This is a genomic window from Klebsiella terrigena, from assembly GCF_012029655.1.
Classification (GTDB): Bacteria; Pseudomonadota; Gammaproteobacteria; order Enterobacterales; family Enterobacteriaceae; genus Klebsiella; species Klebsiella terrigena.
On sequence record NZ_CP050508.1, the window covers coordinates 5,563,294 to 5,580,962 of the forward strand.

Genomic DNA, 17,669 nt, shown 5'->3' on the forward strand with positions numbered 1-17,669 from the left:
AGATCCCGGAGCTTTCTCGGAAGTCGAAAGTTGAGTAGAATCCACGGCCCGGGCTTCAATCCATTTTCAAACCGCTTTATGCGAGGCATACCACCATGTTTTATCAGGATCCTTTTGACGTCATCATCATTGGCGGGGGTCATGCAGGCACTGAGGCCGCAATGGCCGCAGCGCGTATGGGTCAGCAGACCCTGCTTTTGACACACAATATCGACACTCTGGGGCAGATGAGCTGCAACCCGGCGATTGGCGGCATTGGGAAAGGACACCTGGTAAAAGAAGTGGATGCTCTTGGCGGCCTGATGGCGAAAGCGATCGACCATGCGGGCATTCAGTTTAGGATACTAAACGCCAGCAAAGGCCCGGCGGTGCGCGCCACTCGCGCTCAGGCAGACCGCGTGCTCTACCGCCAGGCGGTACGGACGGCGCTGGAGAACCAGCCCAATCTGATGATCTTCCAGCAGGCGGTTGAGGATCTGATTGTCGAAAACGATCGCGTTGTCGGCGCAGTGACCCAGATGGGGCTGAAGTTCCGCGCCAAAGCGGTTGTCCTGACCGTCGGAACCTTCCTCGACGGCAAGATCCATATCGGGCTGGATAACTACAGCGGTGGTCGTGCAGGCGATCCGCCGGCGATCTCGCTCTCCCGCCGCTTACGCGAACTGCCGCTGCGCGTCAGCCGTTTGAAAACCGGTACTCCGCCGCGTATTGACGCGCGCACCATCGATTTCAGCGTCCTGGCACAGCAGCATGGCGATGACCCGATGCCGGTATTCTCGTTCATGGGATCCGCGGATCAGCATCCGCGTCAGGTTCCGTGCTACATCACGCACACCAACGAGAAAACGCACGACGTTATCCGCAATAACCTCGATCGCAGCCCGATGTACGCCGGGGTGATTGAAGGGATCGGCCCGCGTTACTGCCCGTCGATCGAAGATAAGGTGATGCGCTTTGCCGATCGCAACCAGCATCAGATCTTCCTCGAGCCGGAAGGACTGACCTCCAACGAAATTTATCCGAACGGTATCTCCACCAGCCTGCCGTTCGATGTCCAGATGCAAATTGTTCGCTCAATGCAGGGTATGGAGAACGCCAAAATCGTCCGCCCGGGCTACGCCATTGAGTATGATTTCTTCGATCCGCGCGACCTGAAGCCGACGCTGGAAAGCAAATATATCCAGGGCCTGTTCTTCGCCGGCCAGATAAACGGCACCACCGGCTACGAAGAAGCCGCGGCCCAGGGCCTGCTTGCCGGTCTGAACGCCGGTCGCTTCTCTGCAGAAAAAGAGGGCTGGGCGCCAGGTCGCTCTCAGGCCTACCTTGGCGTACTGGTGGACGATCTGTGCACCCTCGGTACCAAAGAACCGTACCGTATGTTTACCTCCCGCGCGGAATATCGCCTGATGCTGCGCGAAGATAACGCCGATCTGCGCCTGACCGAACAGGGTCGCGAGCTGGGTCTGGTGGATGACGAGCGCTGGGCGCGCTTCAATCAGAAGCTGGAAAGCATCGAACTTGAGCGTCAGCGGCTGAAAACGAGCTGGGTCAACCCGCAGGCCGCAAGCGTCGAAGAAGTGAATGCTCACCTCACCGCGCCGCTCTCACGCGAAGCCAGCGGCGAGGATCTGCTCCGTCGTCCGGAGATGACCTATCAACAGCTGGTGCAGATGTCGCCTTTCGCGCCAGGTCTGCAGGACCCGCAGGCGGCTGAGCAGGTTGAGATCCAGGTTAAGTATGAAGGCTATATCGCTCGTCAGCAGGATGAGATCGAAAGACACCAGCGCAATGAAAACACCTTGTTGCCTGCTACGCTTGATTATCGCCAGGTCATTGGGCTCTCCAATGAGGTGATTGCCAAGCTGAACGATCATAAGCCGTCTTCAATCGGTCAGGCATCACGCATTTCTGGCGTGACGCCTGCGGCGATCTCCATTCTGCTGGTCTGGCTGAAAAAGCAGGGGATGCTGCGCCGCAGCGCCTGATCCTCAGACAGGTTTTTTGGCGGATAGCGTCCCGTTTTCCGCCTCGTTGTTCATCAGCCCGGTAAGCGTTTTCGCCTCCGGGCTCATTATTTTTAGACAGGTACCGACCGTGCTCAACAAACTTTCTCGTCTACTGGATGAAGCGGCTATTACGCTCACCGATCATCAGAAAAATCAGCTGGTAGCGTATGTTGGACTGCTGGATAAGTGGAACAAAGCCTACAACCTGACCTCCGTTCGCGACCCGAATGAGATGCTGGTGCGGCATATTCTCGACAGCATTGTCGTTGCACCCTATCTTCAAGGAAGCCGTTTTATCGATGTCGGCACCGGTCCAGGGCTGCCTGGTATTCCGCTGGCCATCGTACGTCCTGAATCTCATTTCACCCTGCTGGACAGCCTTGGCAAGCGCGTGCGCTTTCTCCGTCAGGTTCAGCATGAGCTAAAGCTTGAGAACGTGACGCCGGTGCAGAGTAGGGTAGAAGCGTTCCCGGCCGAGCCGCCGTTTGATGGCGTGATTAGCCGCGCGTTCGCCTCGCTGAATGATATGGTGAGCTGGTGCCACCATTTGCCGGCGGAAGAGGGGCGTTTTTACGCGCTTAAAGGCGTGGCTCAGGAAGAGGAGCTCACCGATTTGCCAGCCGGATACGCGGTGAGCGAGGTGATTAAACTGCGTGTCCCCCAGCTGGAAGGGGAGCGTCACCTGGTGGTTATTAAATCAAAAAAGATTTAATTTTTACCAAAAAATGTGGAAAAAATGTCACCTGCGGATGTTACAAAAATGAAGGTAACGCCGGGGTATTATCGGGGGGCATTTAACCATATTTTCACTATGGTTTTTCTGGCGGTTAACGTTTGCTGATTCATTTACCAGAACAATAGTCAACTTTGAAAATATCAGCCCGCTACAAATCAAGGCGCTGAACAGGCATATAGTTGTTAAATATTTATTATAAATGTCAATAAAACGTTTTTAATGTATGTAGGGTTGTTTTAGAAAAAGTCCCTGATTTTTATGTTGAATATCAAAAGGATGAAAAGTCATGATTTATGAACAGAATTAATTCAACCGAACCCTAAATGTTTATAATGTGATCTAATGCACGCTTTATAGGCCGTGTTTTCTCGGTATTTGCAGTTTTGCATGATCGCTCACAGATTGGCAAAATGCAGGAAAAGTTGCCTGTCAGAAAATAATTAAACATTTATTCACTATTTTGCTACTTATTGTTTGAATTCACGGGTTGTCACCGTATAATTTGTCCGCTTTTTGATGCTTGACTCTTCGCCTCAAAGGACGTTTTATACGACACGCGACATACCTCGAAGGGAGCAGGAGTAAAAACGTGATGTCTGTGTCGCTCTTGAGTCGAAACGTTGCTCGTAAGCTTCTGTTTATTCAGTTACTGGCAGTAATAGCAAGTGGACTGCTGTTCAGCCTCAAAGACCCCTTCTGGGGCATCTCCGCAGTATGCGGAGGTTTGGCGGTCGTTGTGCCAAACATAATGTTTATGATTTTTGCCTGGCGTCATCAGGCGCATACACCAGCTAAAGGCCGAATGGCCTGGACCTTCGCTATCGGTGAAGCTTCCAAGGTGTTGCTGACCTTCGCGCTCCTCGTGATGGCGCTGGCCGTTTTCAAGGTGGTATTTTTACCGCTGATCGTGACGTGGGTTTTGGTGCTGGTGGTACAAATTCTGGCGCCAGCTGTAATTAACAACAAAGGGTAAAAGGCATCATGGCTGCAGAAAATATGACGCCGCAGGAATACATAGGACACCATCTGAATAACCTTCAGCTGGACCTGCGTACTTTCTCGCTGGTGGATCCGAACAACCCCCCGGCCACCTTCTGGACGCTCAACATTGACTCCATGTTCTTCTCAGTGGTGCTCGGTCTGTTGTTCCTTACCGTTTTCCGTAGCGTTGCGAAGAAAGCGACCAGCGGAGTACCGGGTAAACTCCAGACGGCTATCGAGATGACCATTGGCTTCGTCCATGGCAGCGTTAAAGATATGTATCATGGCAAGAGCAAGCTGATTGCTCCGCTGGCCCTCACCGTGTTCGTCTGGGTATTCCTGATGAACCTGATGGACCTGCTGCCAATCGACCTGATTCCTTATATCGGTGAACACATTTTCGGCCTGCCTGCACTGCGCGTGGTTCCGTCTGCGGACGTTAACATCACCCTGTCGATGGCGCTTGGCGTGTTTATCCTGATTCTTTTCTACAGCATCAAAATGAAAGGCGTGGGTGGGTTCGTTAAAGAACTGACGCTGCAGCCGTTCAATCACTGGGCGTTCATTCCTGTCAACTTAATCCTTGAAGGGGTAAGCCTGCTGTCCAAACCTGTATCACTGGGTCTGCGACTGTTCGGCAACATGTATGCCGGTGAGCTGATTTTCATTCTGATTGCTGGTCTGTTGCCGTGGTGGTCACAGTGGATTCTGAATGTGCCATGGGCCATTTTCCACATCCTGATTATTACGCTGCAAGCCTTCATCTTCATGGTTCTGACGATCGTCTATCTGTCGATGGCATCCGAAGAGCATTGATTTTTACCAACATACTACGTTTTTATTGAAATAAACTGGAGACTGTCATGGAAAACCTGAATATGGATCTGCTGTACATGGCTGCCGCTGTGATGATGGGTCTGGCGGCGATCGGTGCTGCGATCGGTATCGGCATCCTCGGGGGCAAATTCCTGGAAGGCGCAGCGCGTCAACCGGATCTGATTCCTCTGCTGCGTACTCAGTTCTTTATCGTTATGGGTCTGGTGGATGCTATCCCGATGATCGCTGTAGGTCTGGGTCTGTACGTGATGTTTGCTGTCGCGTAGTAAGTTGTACGTAAGAAACCTAAGCCACAGAGTTAATTTAAGAGGTATTGTGCTGTGAACATGAACGCAACAATCCTCGGCCAGGCCATCGCGTTTGTTCTTTTCGTATGGTTCTGCATGAAGTACGTATGGCCGCCTTTAATGGCTGCCATCGAAAAGCGGCAGAAAGAGATTTCTGACGGCTTAGCTTCTGCAGAACGCGCTAAGAAGGATTTGGACCTTGCACAGGCCAACGCGACCGACCAGCTGAAAAAAGCGAAAGCGGAAGCCCAGGTAATCATCGAGCAGGCAAACAAGCGTCGCGCTCAGATTCTGGATGAAACTAAAGCTGAAGCAGAACAGGAACGCACCAAAATCGTCGCACAGGCGCAGGCTGAAATTGATGCCGAACGTAAACGTGCGCGTGAGGAGCTGCGTAAGCAGGTCGCAATCCTGGCTGTTGCTGGCGCCGAGAAGATCATCGAACGTTCCGTGGATGAAGCTGCTAACAGCGACATCGTGGATAAACTTGTCGCTGAACTGTAAGGAGGGAGGGGCTGATGTCTGAATTTGTAACGGTAGCTCGCCCCTACGCCAAAGCAGCTTTTGACTTTGCCGTTGAACACAAAGGTGTTGAGCGCTGGCAGGATATGCTGGCGTTTGCCGCTGAAGTGACTAAAAACGAACAAATGGCAGAGCTTCTGTCCGGTGCTCTGGCGCCGGAAACGCTCTCTGAAGCGTTCATCGCGATCTGCGGCGAGCAGCTGGACGACAGCGGCCAGAACCTGATTCGGGTTATGGCTGAAAACGGTCGTCTGAAGGTGCTCCCGGATGTTCTTGAGCAGTTCATTCACCTGCGCGCTGCCAGTGAGGCAACCGCAGAGGTAGATGTTATTTCTGCCACCCAACTGAGTGAAGAACAGCTCGCGAAGATTGCCGACGCGATGGAAAAACGTTTGTCACGCAAAGTTAAGCTGAATTGCAAAATCGATAAGTCTGTACTGGCAGGTGTTATCATCCGTGCGGGTGATATGGTCATTGATGGCAGCGTACGCGGCCGTCTTGATCGCCTTGCAGACGTCTTGCAGTCTTAAGGGGACTGGAGCATGCAACTGAATTCCACCGAAATCAGCGAACTGATCAAGCAGCGCATTGCTCAGTTCAATGTTGTGAGCGAGGCTCACAACGAAGGTACTATCGTTTCCGTCAGTGACGGTGTTATCCGCATCCACGGCCTGGCCGATTGTATGCAGGGTGAGATGATCTCTCTGCCGGGTAACCGTTTCGCTATCGCCCTGAACCTGGAGCGCGACTCCGTAGGTGCGGTAGTGATGGGTCCGTATGCTGACCTTGCCGAAGGCATGAAGGTTAAGTGTACTGGCCGTATCCTGGAAGTTCCTGTCGGTCGTGGCCTGCTGGGCCGCGTGGTGAACACCCTGGGTGCACCAATTGACGGTAAAGGTCCGGTTGAACACGATGGCTTCTCGCCAATCGAAGTTATCGCACCGGGCGTAATCGAACGTCAGTCCGTCGACCAGCCGGTACAGACCGGTTATAAATCCGTCGATGCAATGATCCCAATCGGCCGTGGCCAGCGTGAGCTGATCATCGGTGACCGTCAGACCGGTAAAACCGCGATGGCAATCGATGCGATCATCAACCAGCGTGATTCCGGCATTAAGTGCGTCTACGTGGCTATCGGCCAGAAAGCGTCCACCATCTCTAACGTGGTACGTAAACTGGAAGAACACGGCGCGCTGTCCAACACCATCGTTGTTGTGGCGACCGCTTCTGAATCCGCTGCGCTGCAGTACCTGGCTCCGTATGCCGGTTGCGCAATGGGCGAATACTTCCGCGACCGCGGCGAAGATGCGCTGATCGTATACGATGACCTGTCTAAACAGGCCGTTGCTTACCGTCAGGTGTCCCTGCTGCTCCGCCGTCCGCCAGGACGTGAAGCATTCCCAGGCGACGTGTTCTACCTCCACTCCCGTCTGCTGGAACGCGCATCCCGCGTTAACGCTGAATACGTTGAGAACTTCACCAAAGGTGAAGTGAAAGGTAAAACAGGTTCCCTGACCGCGCTGCCGATTATCGAAACTCAGGCTGGTGACGTTTCCGCATTCGTTCCGACTAACGTAATTTCCATTACCGATGGTCAGATCTTCCTGGAAACCAACCTGTTTAACTCCGGTATTCGTCCGGCGGTCAACCCGGGTATCTCCGTATCCCGTGTTGGTGGTGCTGCTCAGACCAAGATCATCAAGAAACTGTCCGGTGGTATTCGTACCGCTCTGGCACAGTATCGTGAACTGGCTGCGTTCTCTCAGTTCGCATCCGATCTGGATGAAGCAACCCGTAAACAGCTGAGCCATGGTCAGAAAGTAACCGAGCTGCTGAAACAGAAACAGTATGCTCCGATGTCTGTAGCACAGCAGGGCCTGGTTCTGTTTGCTGCGGAACGCGGTTACCTCGAAGATGTGGAACTGGCGAAAATCGGTAGCTTCGAAGCCGCTCTGCTGGCTTACGTTGACCGTGACCACGCTCCGCTGATGCAAGAGATTAACCAGACCGGTGGCTATAACGACGAGATCGAAGGCAAGCTGAAAGGCATCCTCGACTCCTTCAAAGCAACCCAGTCCTGGTAAAGTCTGGCGGCTTGTCTTAGGGCAAGCCGCACGGCATTGAGGAGAAGTTCATGGCCGGCGCAAAAGAGATACGTAGTAAGATCGCAAGCGTCCAGAACACGCAGAAGATCACTAAAGCGATGGAAATGGTCGCCGCTTCCAAAATGCGTAAATCGCAGGATCGCATGGCGGCCAGCCGTCCTTATGCAGAGACCATGCGCAAAGTGATTGGTCACCTTGCGAACGGTAATCTGGAATATAAGCACCCTTACCTGGAAGAACGCGACGTTAAGCGCGTAGGCTACCTGGTGGTGTCGACCGACCGTGGTCTGTGCGGTGGCTTGAACATTAACCTGTTCAAAAAACTGCTGGCGGATATGAAAGTCTGGTCCGATAAAGGCGTTCAGTGCGATATCGCAATGATCGGCTCTAAAGGCGTTTCTTTCTTTAATTCCGTGGGCGGCAATATTGTCGCTCAGGTGACCGGCATGGGTGATAACCCGTCCCTGTCCGAACTGATCGGTCCGGTAAAAGTGATGTTGCAGGCCTATGATGAAGGCCGTTTGGACAAGCTGTACGTTGTCAGCAACAAATTTATTAATACCATGTCTCAGGCTCCGACCATTACTCAGCTGCTGCCGTTACCGGCGTCAGACGATGCTGATCTGAAGCGTAAATCCTGGGATTACCTGTATGAGCCAGACCCAAAAGCGCTGCTGGATACCCTCCTGCGTCGCTACGTTGAGTCTCAGGTTTATCAGGGCGTGGTAGAAAACCTGGCCAGCGAGCAGGCCGCACGTATGGTGGCGATGAAAGCCGCTACCGATAATGGCGGCAGCCTGATTAAAGAGCTGCAGTTGGTATACAACAAAGCTCGTCAGGCCAGCATTACTCAGGAACTCACCGAAATCGTCGGTGGTGCATCCGCGGTATAACCAGGTTAATTCGTAGAGGATTCAAGATGGCTACTGGAAAAATTGTCCAGGTAATCGGCGCCGTGGTTGACGTCGAATTCCCTCAGGATGCCGTACCGCGCGTGTACGATGCTCTTGAGGTACAAAATGGTAACGAGAGTCTGGTGCTGGAAGTTCAGCAGCAGCTCGGCGGTGGTATCGTACGTGCTATCGCCATGGGTTCTTCTGACGGTCTGCGTCGTGGTCTGGAAGTTAAAGACCTCGAGCACCCGATCGAAGTCCCGGTTGGTAAAGCAACGCTGGGTCGTATCATGAACGTGCTGGGTCAGCCGATCGATATGAAAGGCGACATCGGTGAAGAAGACCGTTGGGCTATCCACCGCGCAGCACCTTCCTACGAAGAGCTGTCAAGCTCTCAGGAACTGCTGGAAACCGGTATCAAAGTAATCGACCTGATGTGTCCGTTCGCTAAGGGCGGTAAAGTCGGTCTGTTCGGTGGTGCGGGCGTTGGTAAAACCGTAAACATGATGGAGCTGATCCGTAACATCGCGATCGAGCACTCCGGTTACTCCGTGTTTGCGGGTGTAGGTGAACGTACTCGTGAGGGTAACGACTTCTACCACGAGATGACTGACTCCAACGTTCTGGATAAAGTATCCCTGGTTTACGGCCAGATGAACGAGCCGCCGGGAAACCGTCTGCGCGTTGCGCTGACCGGTCTGACCATGGCTGAGAAATTCCGTGACGAAGGTCGTGACGTACTGCTGTTCGTCGATAACATCTATCGTTATACCCTGGCCGGTACTGAAGTATCCGCGCTGCTGGGTCGTATGCCTTCAGCGGTAGGTTATCAGCCGACTCTGGCGGAAGAGATGGGCGTTCTGCAGGAACGTATCACCTCCACCAAAACCGGTTCTATCACTTCCGTGCAGGCGGTATACGTCCCTGCGGATGACTTGACTGACCCATCTCCAGCAACCACCTTTGCTCACTTAGATGCAACCGTGGTACTGAGCCGTCAGATCGCGTCTCTGGGTATCTACCCGGCCGTTGACCCGCTGGACTCCACCAGCCGTCAGCTGGATCCGCTGGTTGTTGGTCAGGAACACTACGACACCGCGCGTGGCGTACAGTCTCTGCTGCAACGTTATCAGGAACTGAAAGACATCATCGCCATCCTCGGTATGGATGAGCTGTCTGAAGAAGATAAACTGGTGGTAGCTCGCGCGCGTAAGATCCAGCGCTTCCTGTCCCAGCCGTTCTTCGTGGCAGAAGTATTTACCGGTTCTCCGGGCAAATACGTCTCCCTGAAAGACACCATCCGTGGCTTTAAAGGCATCATGGAAGGCGAATACGATCACCTGCCGGAGCAGGCGTTCTACATGGTTGGTTCCATCGACGAAGCCGTGGAAAAAGCCAAAAAACTTTAACGCCTTAATCGGAGGGTGATATGGCAATGACTTACCACCTGGACGTCGTCAGCGCAGAGAAGCAAATGTTCTCTGGTCTGGTCGAGAAAATCCAGGTAACGGGTAGTGAAGGTGAGCTGGGTATTTTCCCGGGTCACGCACCGCTGCTCACCGCCATTAAGCCTGGTATGATTCGCATCGTTAAACAGCACGGTCATGAAGAGTTTATCTATCTGTCCGGCGGCATTCTTGAAGTGCAGCCTGGCAGCGTGACCGTACTGGCTGATACGGCAATTCGTGGCCAGGATCTCGACGAAGCACGAGCCCTGGAATCGAAGCGTAAAGCGGAAGAGCACATTAACAGCTCTCACGGCGACGTAGATTACGCTCAGGCGTCTGCGGAACTGGCCAAAGCGATCGCCAAACTGCGCGTTATCGAATTGACCAAAAAAGCGATGTAACACCGGCTTGAAAGTTAAAAAGCCAGTCTGGTTTCCAGGCTGGCTTTTTTTATGGTTTCGTTTCAGTAATTTCAAAACTAAAAAGACATTTTAAAAATTTTGTGATGATGATCGCGTTTTTGTTGATCGCTCAAAAAATGAGGTGTAGACTTCTTTTTGTGATGTGCATCACAAAAAATAATTTATCAAAACGTCTCTCTATTCAGGAAGTCATCATGAAACTGCTCAATAAAATCATCGCCTTCTTCAGCACTATGAACGTGACCTTCGGTACCTTCAATAACTAAGAAGCCACTCTCCGGCCTGCATTTGCGCTGTACCGCTAACTAAAACGACAACACATGCGGTGTGAAGCAGGAAAGAAAGTAAAAGGTCGCCCGCGGGCGACCTTTGTATTTTAGGGCCAGTATCAGGAACGAGGCTGGCTGCGGCTGAGGAAATCACCGATATTGAAACGGCCACCCGCATGACGCAGCAGCGGGTCCGGCAGCGCCAGCGTTTTATAGTCGTCGCTCTTAATGCTCTTTCCCTCGGCGTTGATGCTCTTACCGTCGTGGATAAAATAGTTGCTGTCGTCGATATTACCGACCACGGCATCATCGTATTTTCCCGGCCGGCTGCGCAGGGAGATATTGTCGCTAAACGAGCCCTGAGTCTCGGGTTTACCGTACGGGCTGGCGCGGAAGATGTAGTTAAAGCGCTGATTATCCACCGCCACGTTGTTGACCACCACCAGCCTGCCGGGGTTGAAGTTATCCGTAAAACCGTCCAGGTGATTACCTATCGCAATGCTGTTGCGCACCTCATGCGCCACCGGCTGCCCTTCCCCGCCCAGCTTAAAACCATTGCTGGTGTTATTACGGGCAATTGAGTTCTCAATCGTCACAACGCCGTTGGCACCATCTTCAATCTTGTTGAACAGGTCAAATCCGTCGTCGATATTATCGTAGGAGTAGCAGCCTTCGAGCCGGTTTCCCTCACCGACCCGCATTTTGACCGCAAACCCATCGGCGTTGATCTTGCCCGGATCTTCATTGCTGAACGATTCGGAGTTGACCACCCGGTTGTAGCTGGCCCACAGCGGGCGTCCCACGTCCGGTGGAGAGGAAATTTGAATCCCGGTATCGTCGTTGCGATAAGCGGTGACGTTCTCAATCAGATTATGGCTGCCCTGCACGCGCAGGCTTTTATCGGTGACGGAGATCCCCTTGATATGCCAGTAGCTGGCGTCGAGCTGCAGGCCGTGAATAACCGCCTTTCCGTCGGCCCGCAGCGTCTTAGGTTGCCCTTTGAGCCCGCTGGCGCTGAGCGGGATCGGCGTTTGCGGATAGTCTCCGGCGGCTAAGATAAGCGTGCCGCCAGCCGGCAGTAGTTCCACGCCGCGGGAGAGAGTGAGCGGATCGCCAGCCGTTCCGCTGGCGTTCGCCTGCCCTTGCGCAGAAACGTAGAGGGTATGCCCTTCGACGCCGACGCTGCGTTCAACCGTCAGCGTTTGCGTCACCGGCTTGCCGCTGGTGGCCGGCGTAAACAGCACCTCGAAGATGTTCTTGTCTTTGAGCGTGGCGGGTTGCGTAAACATCTCCCCGGCCTTGACGGCGATGTCCTTGCCGATGATGACTTCGTCCTGGCGGACGGTGAAGCGCCCGTCATAGTTAGCCCGCGCCTGCAGAATATACTCCGCGCTCTGGCTTTGGGTGCCAGAGGCAATCTGCATCACAACCGGCCAGGCTTTCGCGATATAGGGCGCAGAAGCCTGCGTCCTGGCTGCTGAAGTCGTCAGCGAGGCGTTGCTGATGGTGATTTTGGCATTACGCGAGGCGAAAAAGCCGACGTAGTAATGGTCTTTATCCTGCTGGGCGATCGTGTCGCTGCGGGGAACCTTCTTGCTTACCCATTCGCTGCTGCCCGTCGGTGCCCATGAGGTGATGAAACCGTCGTTAGTGCGTTCCAGCTTGAGCTGAAAGGCAGGTGTTTGCTGGAGATCGATATTCTCTTTGTAGCTCTGCCTGGTAATAGAAGAACCGGCATTGCCCCAGGGCTGGGAAATTCCTTCCCGGCCGATCGCCTGCAGTTTTATATGCGTATGATCTTTCTTATCCTGGGTCACGATCGCGTTCATGAGCATATTCGATGCTGCCGGAAACTCTTCATAGCCCACCTTTAAAGGCTGCTGGCGCGGCAGACCGATAACATCACGCACCAGCAGCCCGGCGCCTTCCTGCGCTGCCGGACGGGCGCCGTTCTCCGGGCCGAACTGATCCACCGTGACCGTCGCCTGCAGGATAAAGTTTTGGCTAACCGGCAGCATGGTATAAAAGAAGGTCAGGCCGTCATGCGAATTCGCGATCTTGCCTCCCCGGCTCTCAATGGTGACGGGAGCGCTGAGATCGGCTGTATCCTGGGGCGTCAGCTTTTTACCTGCTATCGTAACGTCATTCACCCCGATTTTTTCCGGCAGTACGTTGGAGGAGAAATTAACGTCGGTTGATTGACCAAAAGCGATACCTCGCCAGACATGAGCCTCGCCAGCGTGCAGCGGCAATGCGATAATTGAGCTACAAAGGGCTAATGCCAAAGGGATTTTTTTATTCATTTTTTCCTCCAGAGTAAATAATGAGCAGCATTATCGGGGGAATGAAACGGCGTTTCTATTTGCCGTGTCACAATAAATGAATAATAAAACCATGTTTTAATTTTATGTTTTCGCTTTATTCAGGCGTCGAAAAAACAGCAAAAGCAGAGGGATAGCAAATATTCATCTCTCTTATCGGGTTTTTTCGGAGATAAACTGATTTGCAGTGACTAAAAATAGCGCCATAAAATGGTGTATAGCGTTGAGCCTGAGCGTTTTATCCTCGTCTCGTTTCATGATGAAAAATATGTAGTAATTTCAACGTGAAAGGCTTTTACTTTTCGTTCTAACAGCTGTCAGGATGCGTATGTCAAACAGTGCGATGAGCGTGGTTGTCCTTGCCGCAGGCAAAGGGACCCGCATGTATTCCGATCTTCCCAAGGTGCTGCACGCCCTGGCTGGGAAGCCAATGGTTCAGCATGTCATTGATGCTACTAAAGATTTAGGCGCCTCTTCCGTACACCTTGTGTATGGGCACGGCGGCGATCTGCTGCGTCAAACGCTGCATGAAGACAACCTTAACTGGGTTCTGCAGGCAGAACAGCTGGGAACCGGCCATGCGATGCAGCAGGCGGCACCTTTCTTTGCCGATGATGAAGACATCATGATGCTGTACGGCGACGTCCCGCTGATCTCCGTCGATACCCTGCAGCGCCTGCGCGCCGCCAAACCGCAGGGCGGAATTGGCCTGCTGACGGTGAAGCTGGACGATCCGAGCGGCTATGGACGCATCACCCGTGATAACGGCCGGGTAAGCGGTATCGTTGAGCATAAAGATGCCAGCGAAGCGCAGCGTCAAATTCAGGAAATCAACACCGGGATCCTGATCGCCGGCGGCGCGGATTTAAAACGCTGGCTGGCGAAGCTGACGAATAACAACGTCCAGGGCGAATACTACATTACCGATATCATCGCCATGGCGTATCAGGAAGGCCGGGAAATCGTTGCCGTCCACCCGCAGCGTTTAAGCGAAGTTGAAGGCGTCAACAACCGCCTGCAGCTCTCCCGCCTCGAACGCGTCTATCAGTCTGAACAGGCAGAAAAACTGCTGCTGGCGGGCGTGATGCTGCGCGATCCGGCTCGTTTTGATCTGCGCGGCACCCTGACGCACGGGCGCGACGTTGAGATTGATACTAACGTTATCCTTGAGGGCAACGTGGTGCTGGGCGAACGGGTGAAAATTGGCACCGGCTGCGTGATTAAAAACAGCACCATCGGCGATGACTGCGAAATCAGCCCGTACTCGGTGGTGGAAGATGCCCACCTGCAGGCTGCCTGCACTATCGGACCTTTTGCTCGTCTGCGTCCGGGGGCGGAGCTGCTGGAAGGCGCGCACGTCGGCAACTTTGTCGAAATGAAGAAAGCGCGGCTGGGTAAAGGCTCGAAGGCGGGGCACCTCTCCTACCTTGGCGATGCGGAAATCGGCGATAACGTCAATATCGGTGCAGGGACCATCACCTGTAACTATGACGGCGCCAATAAATTTAAAACCATCATCGGCAACGACGTGTTTGTCGGCTCGGACAGCCAGCTGGTGGCGCCCGTAACCGTAGGCAACGGCGTGACGATTGCCGCCGGTACGACGGTAACCCGCGATATCGCTGATAATGAATTAGTATTAAGCCGCGTGCCGCAGGTCCATAAGCAGGGCTGGCAGCGTCCGGTGAAGAAAAAGTAGGTCATTTATCCCTCGTCCTTTTGGGATGAGGGCCGGGGTGAGAGGATAAAATAATCCTCCCCCCACGGCAGTAACCATAAAAATAGCCCCACTCTCTACAAGGCTCGGGGCGCCCGAAAAGGGCATTACCCAACGGCAAATGCGTTGGGTAAAACACAGGTCAGCGACAACGCATGGCATAACGCCATTATCAGGAAATTTAACTATGTGTGGAATTGTTGGCGCAGTCGCGCAGCGTGATATTGCTGAAATCCTTATCGAAGGTTTACGTCGTCTGGAATACCGTGGCTATGACTCTGCCGGTCTGGCAGTGGTTGATAACGAAGGACATATGTCCCGCGTTCGTCGGCTCGGTAAGGTACAGATGCTGGCTCAGGCGGTAGAAGAGCAGCCGTTGCACGGCGGTACGGGGATTGCCCATACCCGCTGGGCGACCCACGGCGAGCCGTCCGAGAGCAATGCGCATCCGCATGTTTCTGAACATATTGTGGTGGTCCACAACGGAATCATCGAAAACCATGAACCGCTGCGCGAGCTGCTGCAGTCGCGCGGCTATATTTTTGTATCAGAGACTGATACGGAAGTGATTGCACACCTGGTGCACTGGGAGCTGGAGCAAGGCGGCACCCTGCGGGAAGCCGTTCTGCGCACCATCCCACAGCTGCGCGGCGCTTACGGTACCGTGATCATGGATACCCGCGATCCGGGCACCCTGCTGGCCGCTCGTTCAGGCAGCCCGCTGGTTATCGGTCTGGGTATGGGGGAGAACTTCATCGCCTCCGATCAGCTGGCGCTGCTGCCGGTGACCCGCCGCTTTATCTTCCTCGAAGAGGGTGATATCGCGGAAGTTTCCCGCCGCTCGGTGGTGGTATTTGATAAGTCAGGCGCGGAGGTTAAACGCCCGGATATCGAATCCAACCTGCAGTACGACGCGGGCGATAAGGGTATCTACCGCCACTACATGCAAAAAGAGATCTACGAGCAGCCGAACGCCATCAAGAACACGCTCTCCGGGCGCATTAGCCACGGAGAAGTCGATCTGAGCGAACTGGGCGTTAACGCCAACGAGATGCTGTCTCAGGTTGAGCATATTCAGATTGTCGCCTGCGGGACTTCGTATAACTCCGGGATGGTTTCTCGCTACTGGTTTGAAGCGCTGGCCGGCGTGCCGTGCGATGTCGAAATCGCCTCTGAATTCCGCTATCGCAAATCGGCAGTACGCCGCAACAGCCTGATGATCACGCTCTCCCAGTCCGGCGAGACGGCGGATACGCTGGCCGCTCTGCGCCTGTCGAAAGAGCTGGGATATCTTGGCTCCCTGGCGATTTGCAACGTCCCGGGCTCGTCGCTGGTTCGCGAGTCCGATCTGTCGCTGATGACCAAAGCGGGCACCGAAATCGGCGTGGCTTCCACCAAAGCCTTCACCACTCAGCTGACCGTGCTGCTGATGCTGGTGGCGAAGCTGGCGCGTCTGAAGGGCCAGGATGCGGCGATTGAGCACGATATCGTGCACGGTCTGCAGGCGTTACCGAGCCGAATCGAACAGATGCTGTCGCAGGACAAGCGTATTGAAGCACTGGCGGAAAGCTTCTCTGACAAGCACCACGCGCTGTTCCTCGGCCGTGGCGATCAGTACCCTATTGCCCTTGAAGGGGCGCTGAAGCTGAAAGAGATCTCTTATATCCACGCAGAAGCCTACGCGGCCGGCGAGCTGAAGCACGGTCCTCTGGCCCTGATTGACGCCGAGATGCCGGTTATTGTGGTCGCACCGAACAACGAACTGCTGGAGAAGCTCAAATCCAACATTGAAGAAGTTCGCGCCCGCGGCGGCCAGCTGTACGTCTTTGCCGACGGTGATGCTGGCTTTAGCAGCAGCGACAATATGCACATCATCCAGATGCCGCATGTTGAAGAGGCGATCGCGCCAATCTTCTACACCGTGCCGCTGCAGCTGCTGGCTTATCACGTGGCACTGATTAAAGGCACCGACGTTGACCAGCCGCGTAACCTCGCAAAATCGGTGACCGTAGAATAAGGCCACCTCGCTGAAGCGATGTGCTTCAGCTGCTCGTGAGTCAATTAAAAATCCGGTGGTGCTGAGAACTCAGCTCCCCGGATTTTTTTTACCCGCTTCACACCTTCTCTTTTTATATATTCCCCGGCTGCGACTCAGTCCGTAAATTACAGCAACGAATTGACGCGATGCAGAAGATAATTGAACCATGCCTCAGGATTACCGCGCGCAGGTATTTAAAGCGATAGACTACATCAGCCAGAATCTGTGCTTTAACCCGACGCTCGAGGAAATCGCCAGCGCCGTTGCGCTATCCAGCTTTCATTTCCATCGTATTTTCAAGGCCGAAGTGGGTGAAACTATCGCCGGGTTCACCCGCCGTCTGCGGATGGAGAAGGCGGCGATGTGGCTGATCGAATCTCCGCGACGCGATATTACCGGCTTAGCGCTGCGGGTCGGATTCTCCAGCTCACAAAACTTTGCTAAGGCGTTCCGCCAGCATTTTTCCGTATCGCCCGGCGAGTACCGACGTCTGCATGCTGCCAGCGTGAAAAGCAAGCCAGGAAACGTTACGGGCGAAAAAATCGCCTATTCTCAAACCGAAGCGATGAAGGTCGTACGGGCCGATCCTGACTTCTTAGCGGCGGGCGTGCTTTCGCTACCGGCGCGGCGGGTCGCCTATATGCGACGATTTGGCCCCTATGGGAAAGAGACCTGCTGGCTGACGCATCACGATCTGGCGGCCGGGACGCCGCGACAGCCGGCCGGGATGGTCTGCATCTACTGGGATGCGCCTGAAGTCACGCTTGGATCGCGCTGCCGCACCGACGTCTGTATTGAGCTCAGCGAAGGAGAGAGGCCGGGCAGAGGCGTTGCCGTACAGACGATTGCCGGCGGCAGCTACGCGGTATGTAAGTTCGCCGTTTTCGGCGAGCGCCTGGATGCAGCCTGGGAGATCGCTTTTGCCTGGATAAAGGCCCGGGGATTAATGAAGGGCGACCTGCCGTGCTATGAAAAATATTATAACGAAACCGATGTTGCTCTCGATTATTATGTTTTTGATATTTTCATTCCTGTAAAAAAACACCACAAGAATAACGCCTCACAATAATTATTATCGTGTTTATTC

15 protein-coding genes are annotated in these 17,669 nt (G+C 53.9%); 14 read left to right on the forward strand and 1 reads right to left on the reverse strand.

Going from position 1 to position 17,669, the window contains the following annotated elements; genetic code table 11:
• Positions 1 to 95: 95 nt before the first annotated feature.
• From mnmG to HCK03_RS26105, 11 genes are all read left to right on the forward strand, one after another.
• Positions 96 to 1,985 (forward strand): tRNA uridine-5-carboxymethylaminomethyl(34) synthesis enzyme MnmG, encoded by a 1,890-nt coding sequence (gene mnmG / locus HCK03_RS26055; RefSeq protein WP_167692369.1) that lies wholly within the window; start codon positions 96 to 98, stop codon positions 1,983 to 1,985.
• A 109-nt stretch (positions 1,986 to 2,094) separates the two neighbouring features.
• The gene (gene rsmG, locus HCK03_RS26060) at positions 2,095 to 2,718 is read left to right on the forward strand and encodes a 16S rRNA (guanine(527)-N(7))-methyltransferase RsmG (protein WP_041147492.1); all 624 of its coding nucleotides are present in this window, start codon (positions 2,095 to 2,097) and stop codon (positions 2,716 to 2,718) included.
• Positions 2,719 to 3,334: 616 nt separating this feature from the next.
• Positions 3,335 to 3,715 carry a F0F1 ATP synthase subunit I gene (atpI, locus tag HCK03_RS26065; RefSeq protein ID WP_143992327.1) on the forward strand — a complete coding sequence of 127 codons (381 nt, stop codon included), beginning with the start codon at positions 3,335 to 3,337 and terminating at the stop codon, positions 3,713 to 3,715.
• Between the two features lie 8 nt (positions 3,716 to 3,723).
• Positions 3,724 to 4,539, forward strand: a complete 816-nt coding sequence (gene atpB / locus HCK03_RS26070) for a F0F1 ATP synthase subunit A (RefSeq protein WP_115193864.1) — start codon at positions 3,724 to 3,726, stop codon at positions 4,537 to 4,539.
• Between the two features lie 47 nt (positions 4,540 to 4,586).
• A complete protein-coding gene (gene atpE / locus HCK03_RS26075) occupies positions 4,587 to 4,826 on the forward strand; it encodes a F0F1 ATP synthase subunit C (protein WP_000429386.1) in 240 nt (79 codons plus the stop codon).
• 54 nt (positions 4,827 to 4,880) lie between these two features.
• Positions 4,881 to 5,351, forward strand: a complete 471-nt coding sequence (atpF, locus tag HCK03_RS26080; protein WP_041143358.1) for a F0F1 ATP synthase subunit B — start codon at positions 4,881 to 4,883, stop codon at positions 5,349 to 5,351.
• A gap of 14 nt (positions 5,352 to 5,365) precedes the next feature.
• The gene (gene atpH, locus HCK03_RS26085; RefSeq protein ID WP_041143357.1) at positions 5,366 to 5,899 is read left to right on the forward strand and encodes a F0F1 ATP synthase subunit delta; all 534 of its coding nucleotides are present in this window, start codon (positions 5,366 to 5,368) and stop codon (positions 5,897 to 5,899) included.
• A 12-nt stretch (positions 5,900 to 5,911) separates the two neighbouring features.
• Entirely contained in the window at positions 5,912 to 7,453 is a 1,542-nt protein-coding gene (gene atpA, locus HCK03_RS26090) for a F0F1 ATP synthase subunit alpha (RefSeq protein WP_041143356.1), read from the forward strand.
• A gap of 50 nt (positions 7,454 to 7,503) precedes the next feature.
• Positions 7,504 to 8,367, forward strand: a complete 864-nt coding sequence (gene atpG / locus HCK03_RS26095; RefSeq protein WP_041143355.1) for a F0F1 ATP synthase subunit gamma — start codon at positions 7,504 to 7,506, stop codon at positions 8,365 to 8,367.
• Between the two features lie 26 nt (positions 8,368 to 8,393).
• Positions 8,394 to 9,776: a F0F1 ATP synthase subunit beta gene (gene atpD, locus HCK03_RS26100; protein WP_041143354.1), complete on the forward strand. Its 1,383-nt coding sequence runs from the start codon at positions 8,394 to 8,396 to the stop codon at positions 9,774 to 9,776.
• A 20-nt stretch (positions 9,777 to 9,796) separates the two neighbouring features.
• A complete protein-coding gene (locus HCK03_RS26105) occupies positions 9,797 to 10,216 on the forward strand; it encodes a F0F1 ATP synthase subunit epsilon (protein ID WP_041143353.1) in 420 nt (139 codons plus the stop codon).
• A 409-nt stretch (positions 10,217 to 10,625) separates the two neighbouring features.
• On the opposite strand, the gene HCK03_RS26110 is transcribed toward HCK03_RS26105, so the two are convergent.
• Positions 10,626 to 12,809 carry a right-handed parallel beta-helix repeat-containing protein gene (locus HCK03_RS26110; protein ID WP_167692370.1) on the reverse strand — a complete coding sequence of 728 codons (2,184 nt, stop codon included), beginning with the start codon at positions 12,807 to 12,809 and terminating at the stop codon, positions 10,626 to 10,628.
• A 346-nt stretch (positions 12,810 to 13,155) separates the two neighbouring features.
• On the opposite strand from HCK03_RS26110, the gene glmU reads away from it, so the two are divergent.
• From glmU to HCK03_RS26125, 3 genes are all read left to right on the forward strand, one after another.
• The gene (gene glmU / locus HCK03_RS26115) at positions 13,156 to 14,526 is read left to right on the forward strand and encodes a bifunctional UDP-N-acetylglucosamine diphosphorylase/glucosamine-1-phosphate N-acetyltransferase GlmU (protein ID WP_041143351.1); all 1,371 of its coding nucleotides are present in this window, start codon (positions 13,156 to 13,158) and stop codon (positions 14,524 to 14,526) included.
• Positions 14,527 to 14,731: 205 nt separating this feature from the next.
• Entirely contained in the window at positions 14,732 to 16,561 is a 1,830-nt protein-coding gene (gene glmS, locus HCK03_RS26120) for a glutamine--fructose-6-phosphate transaminase (isomerizing) (protein ID WP_041143350.1), read from the forward strand.
• Between the two features lie 187 nt (positions 16,562 to 16,748).
• Complete coding sequence (locus tag HCK03_RS26125; protein ID WP_167692371.1) at positions 16,749 to 17,651, forward strand: AraC family transcriptional regulator; 903 nt, start codon at positions 16,749 to 16,751, stop codon at positions 17,649 to 17,651.
• The last annotated feature ends 18 nt before the right edge of the window (positions 17,652 to 17,669 follow it).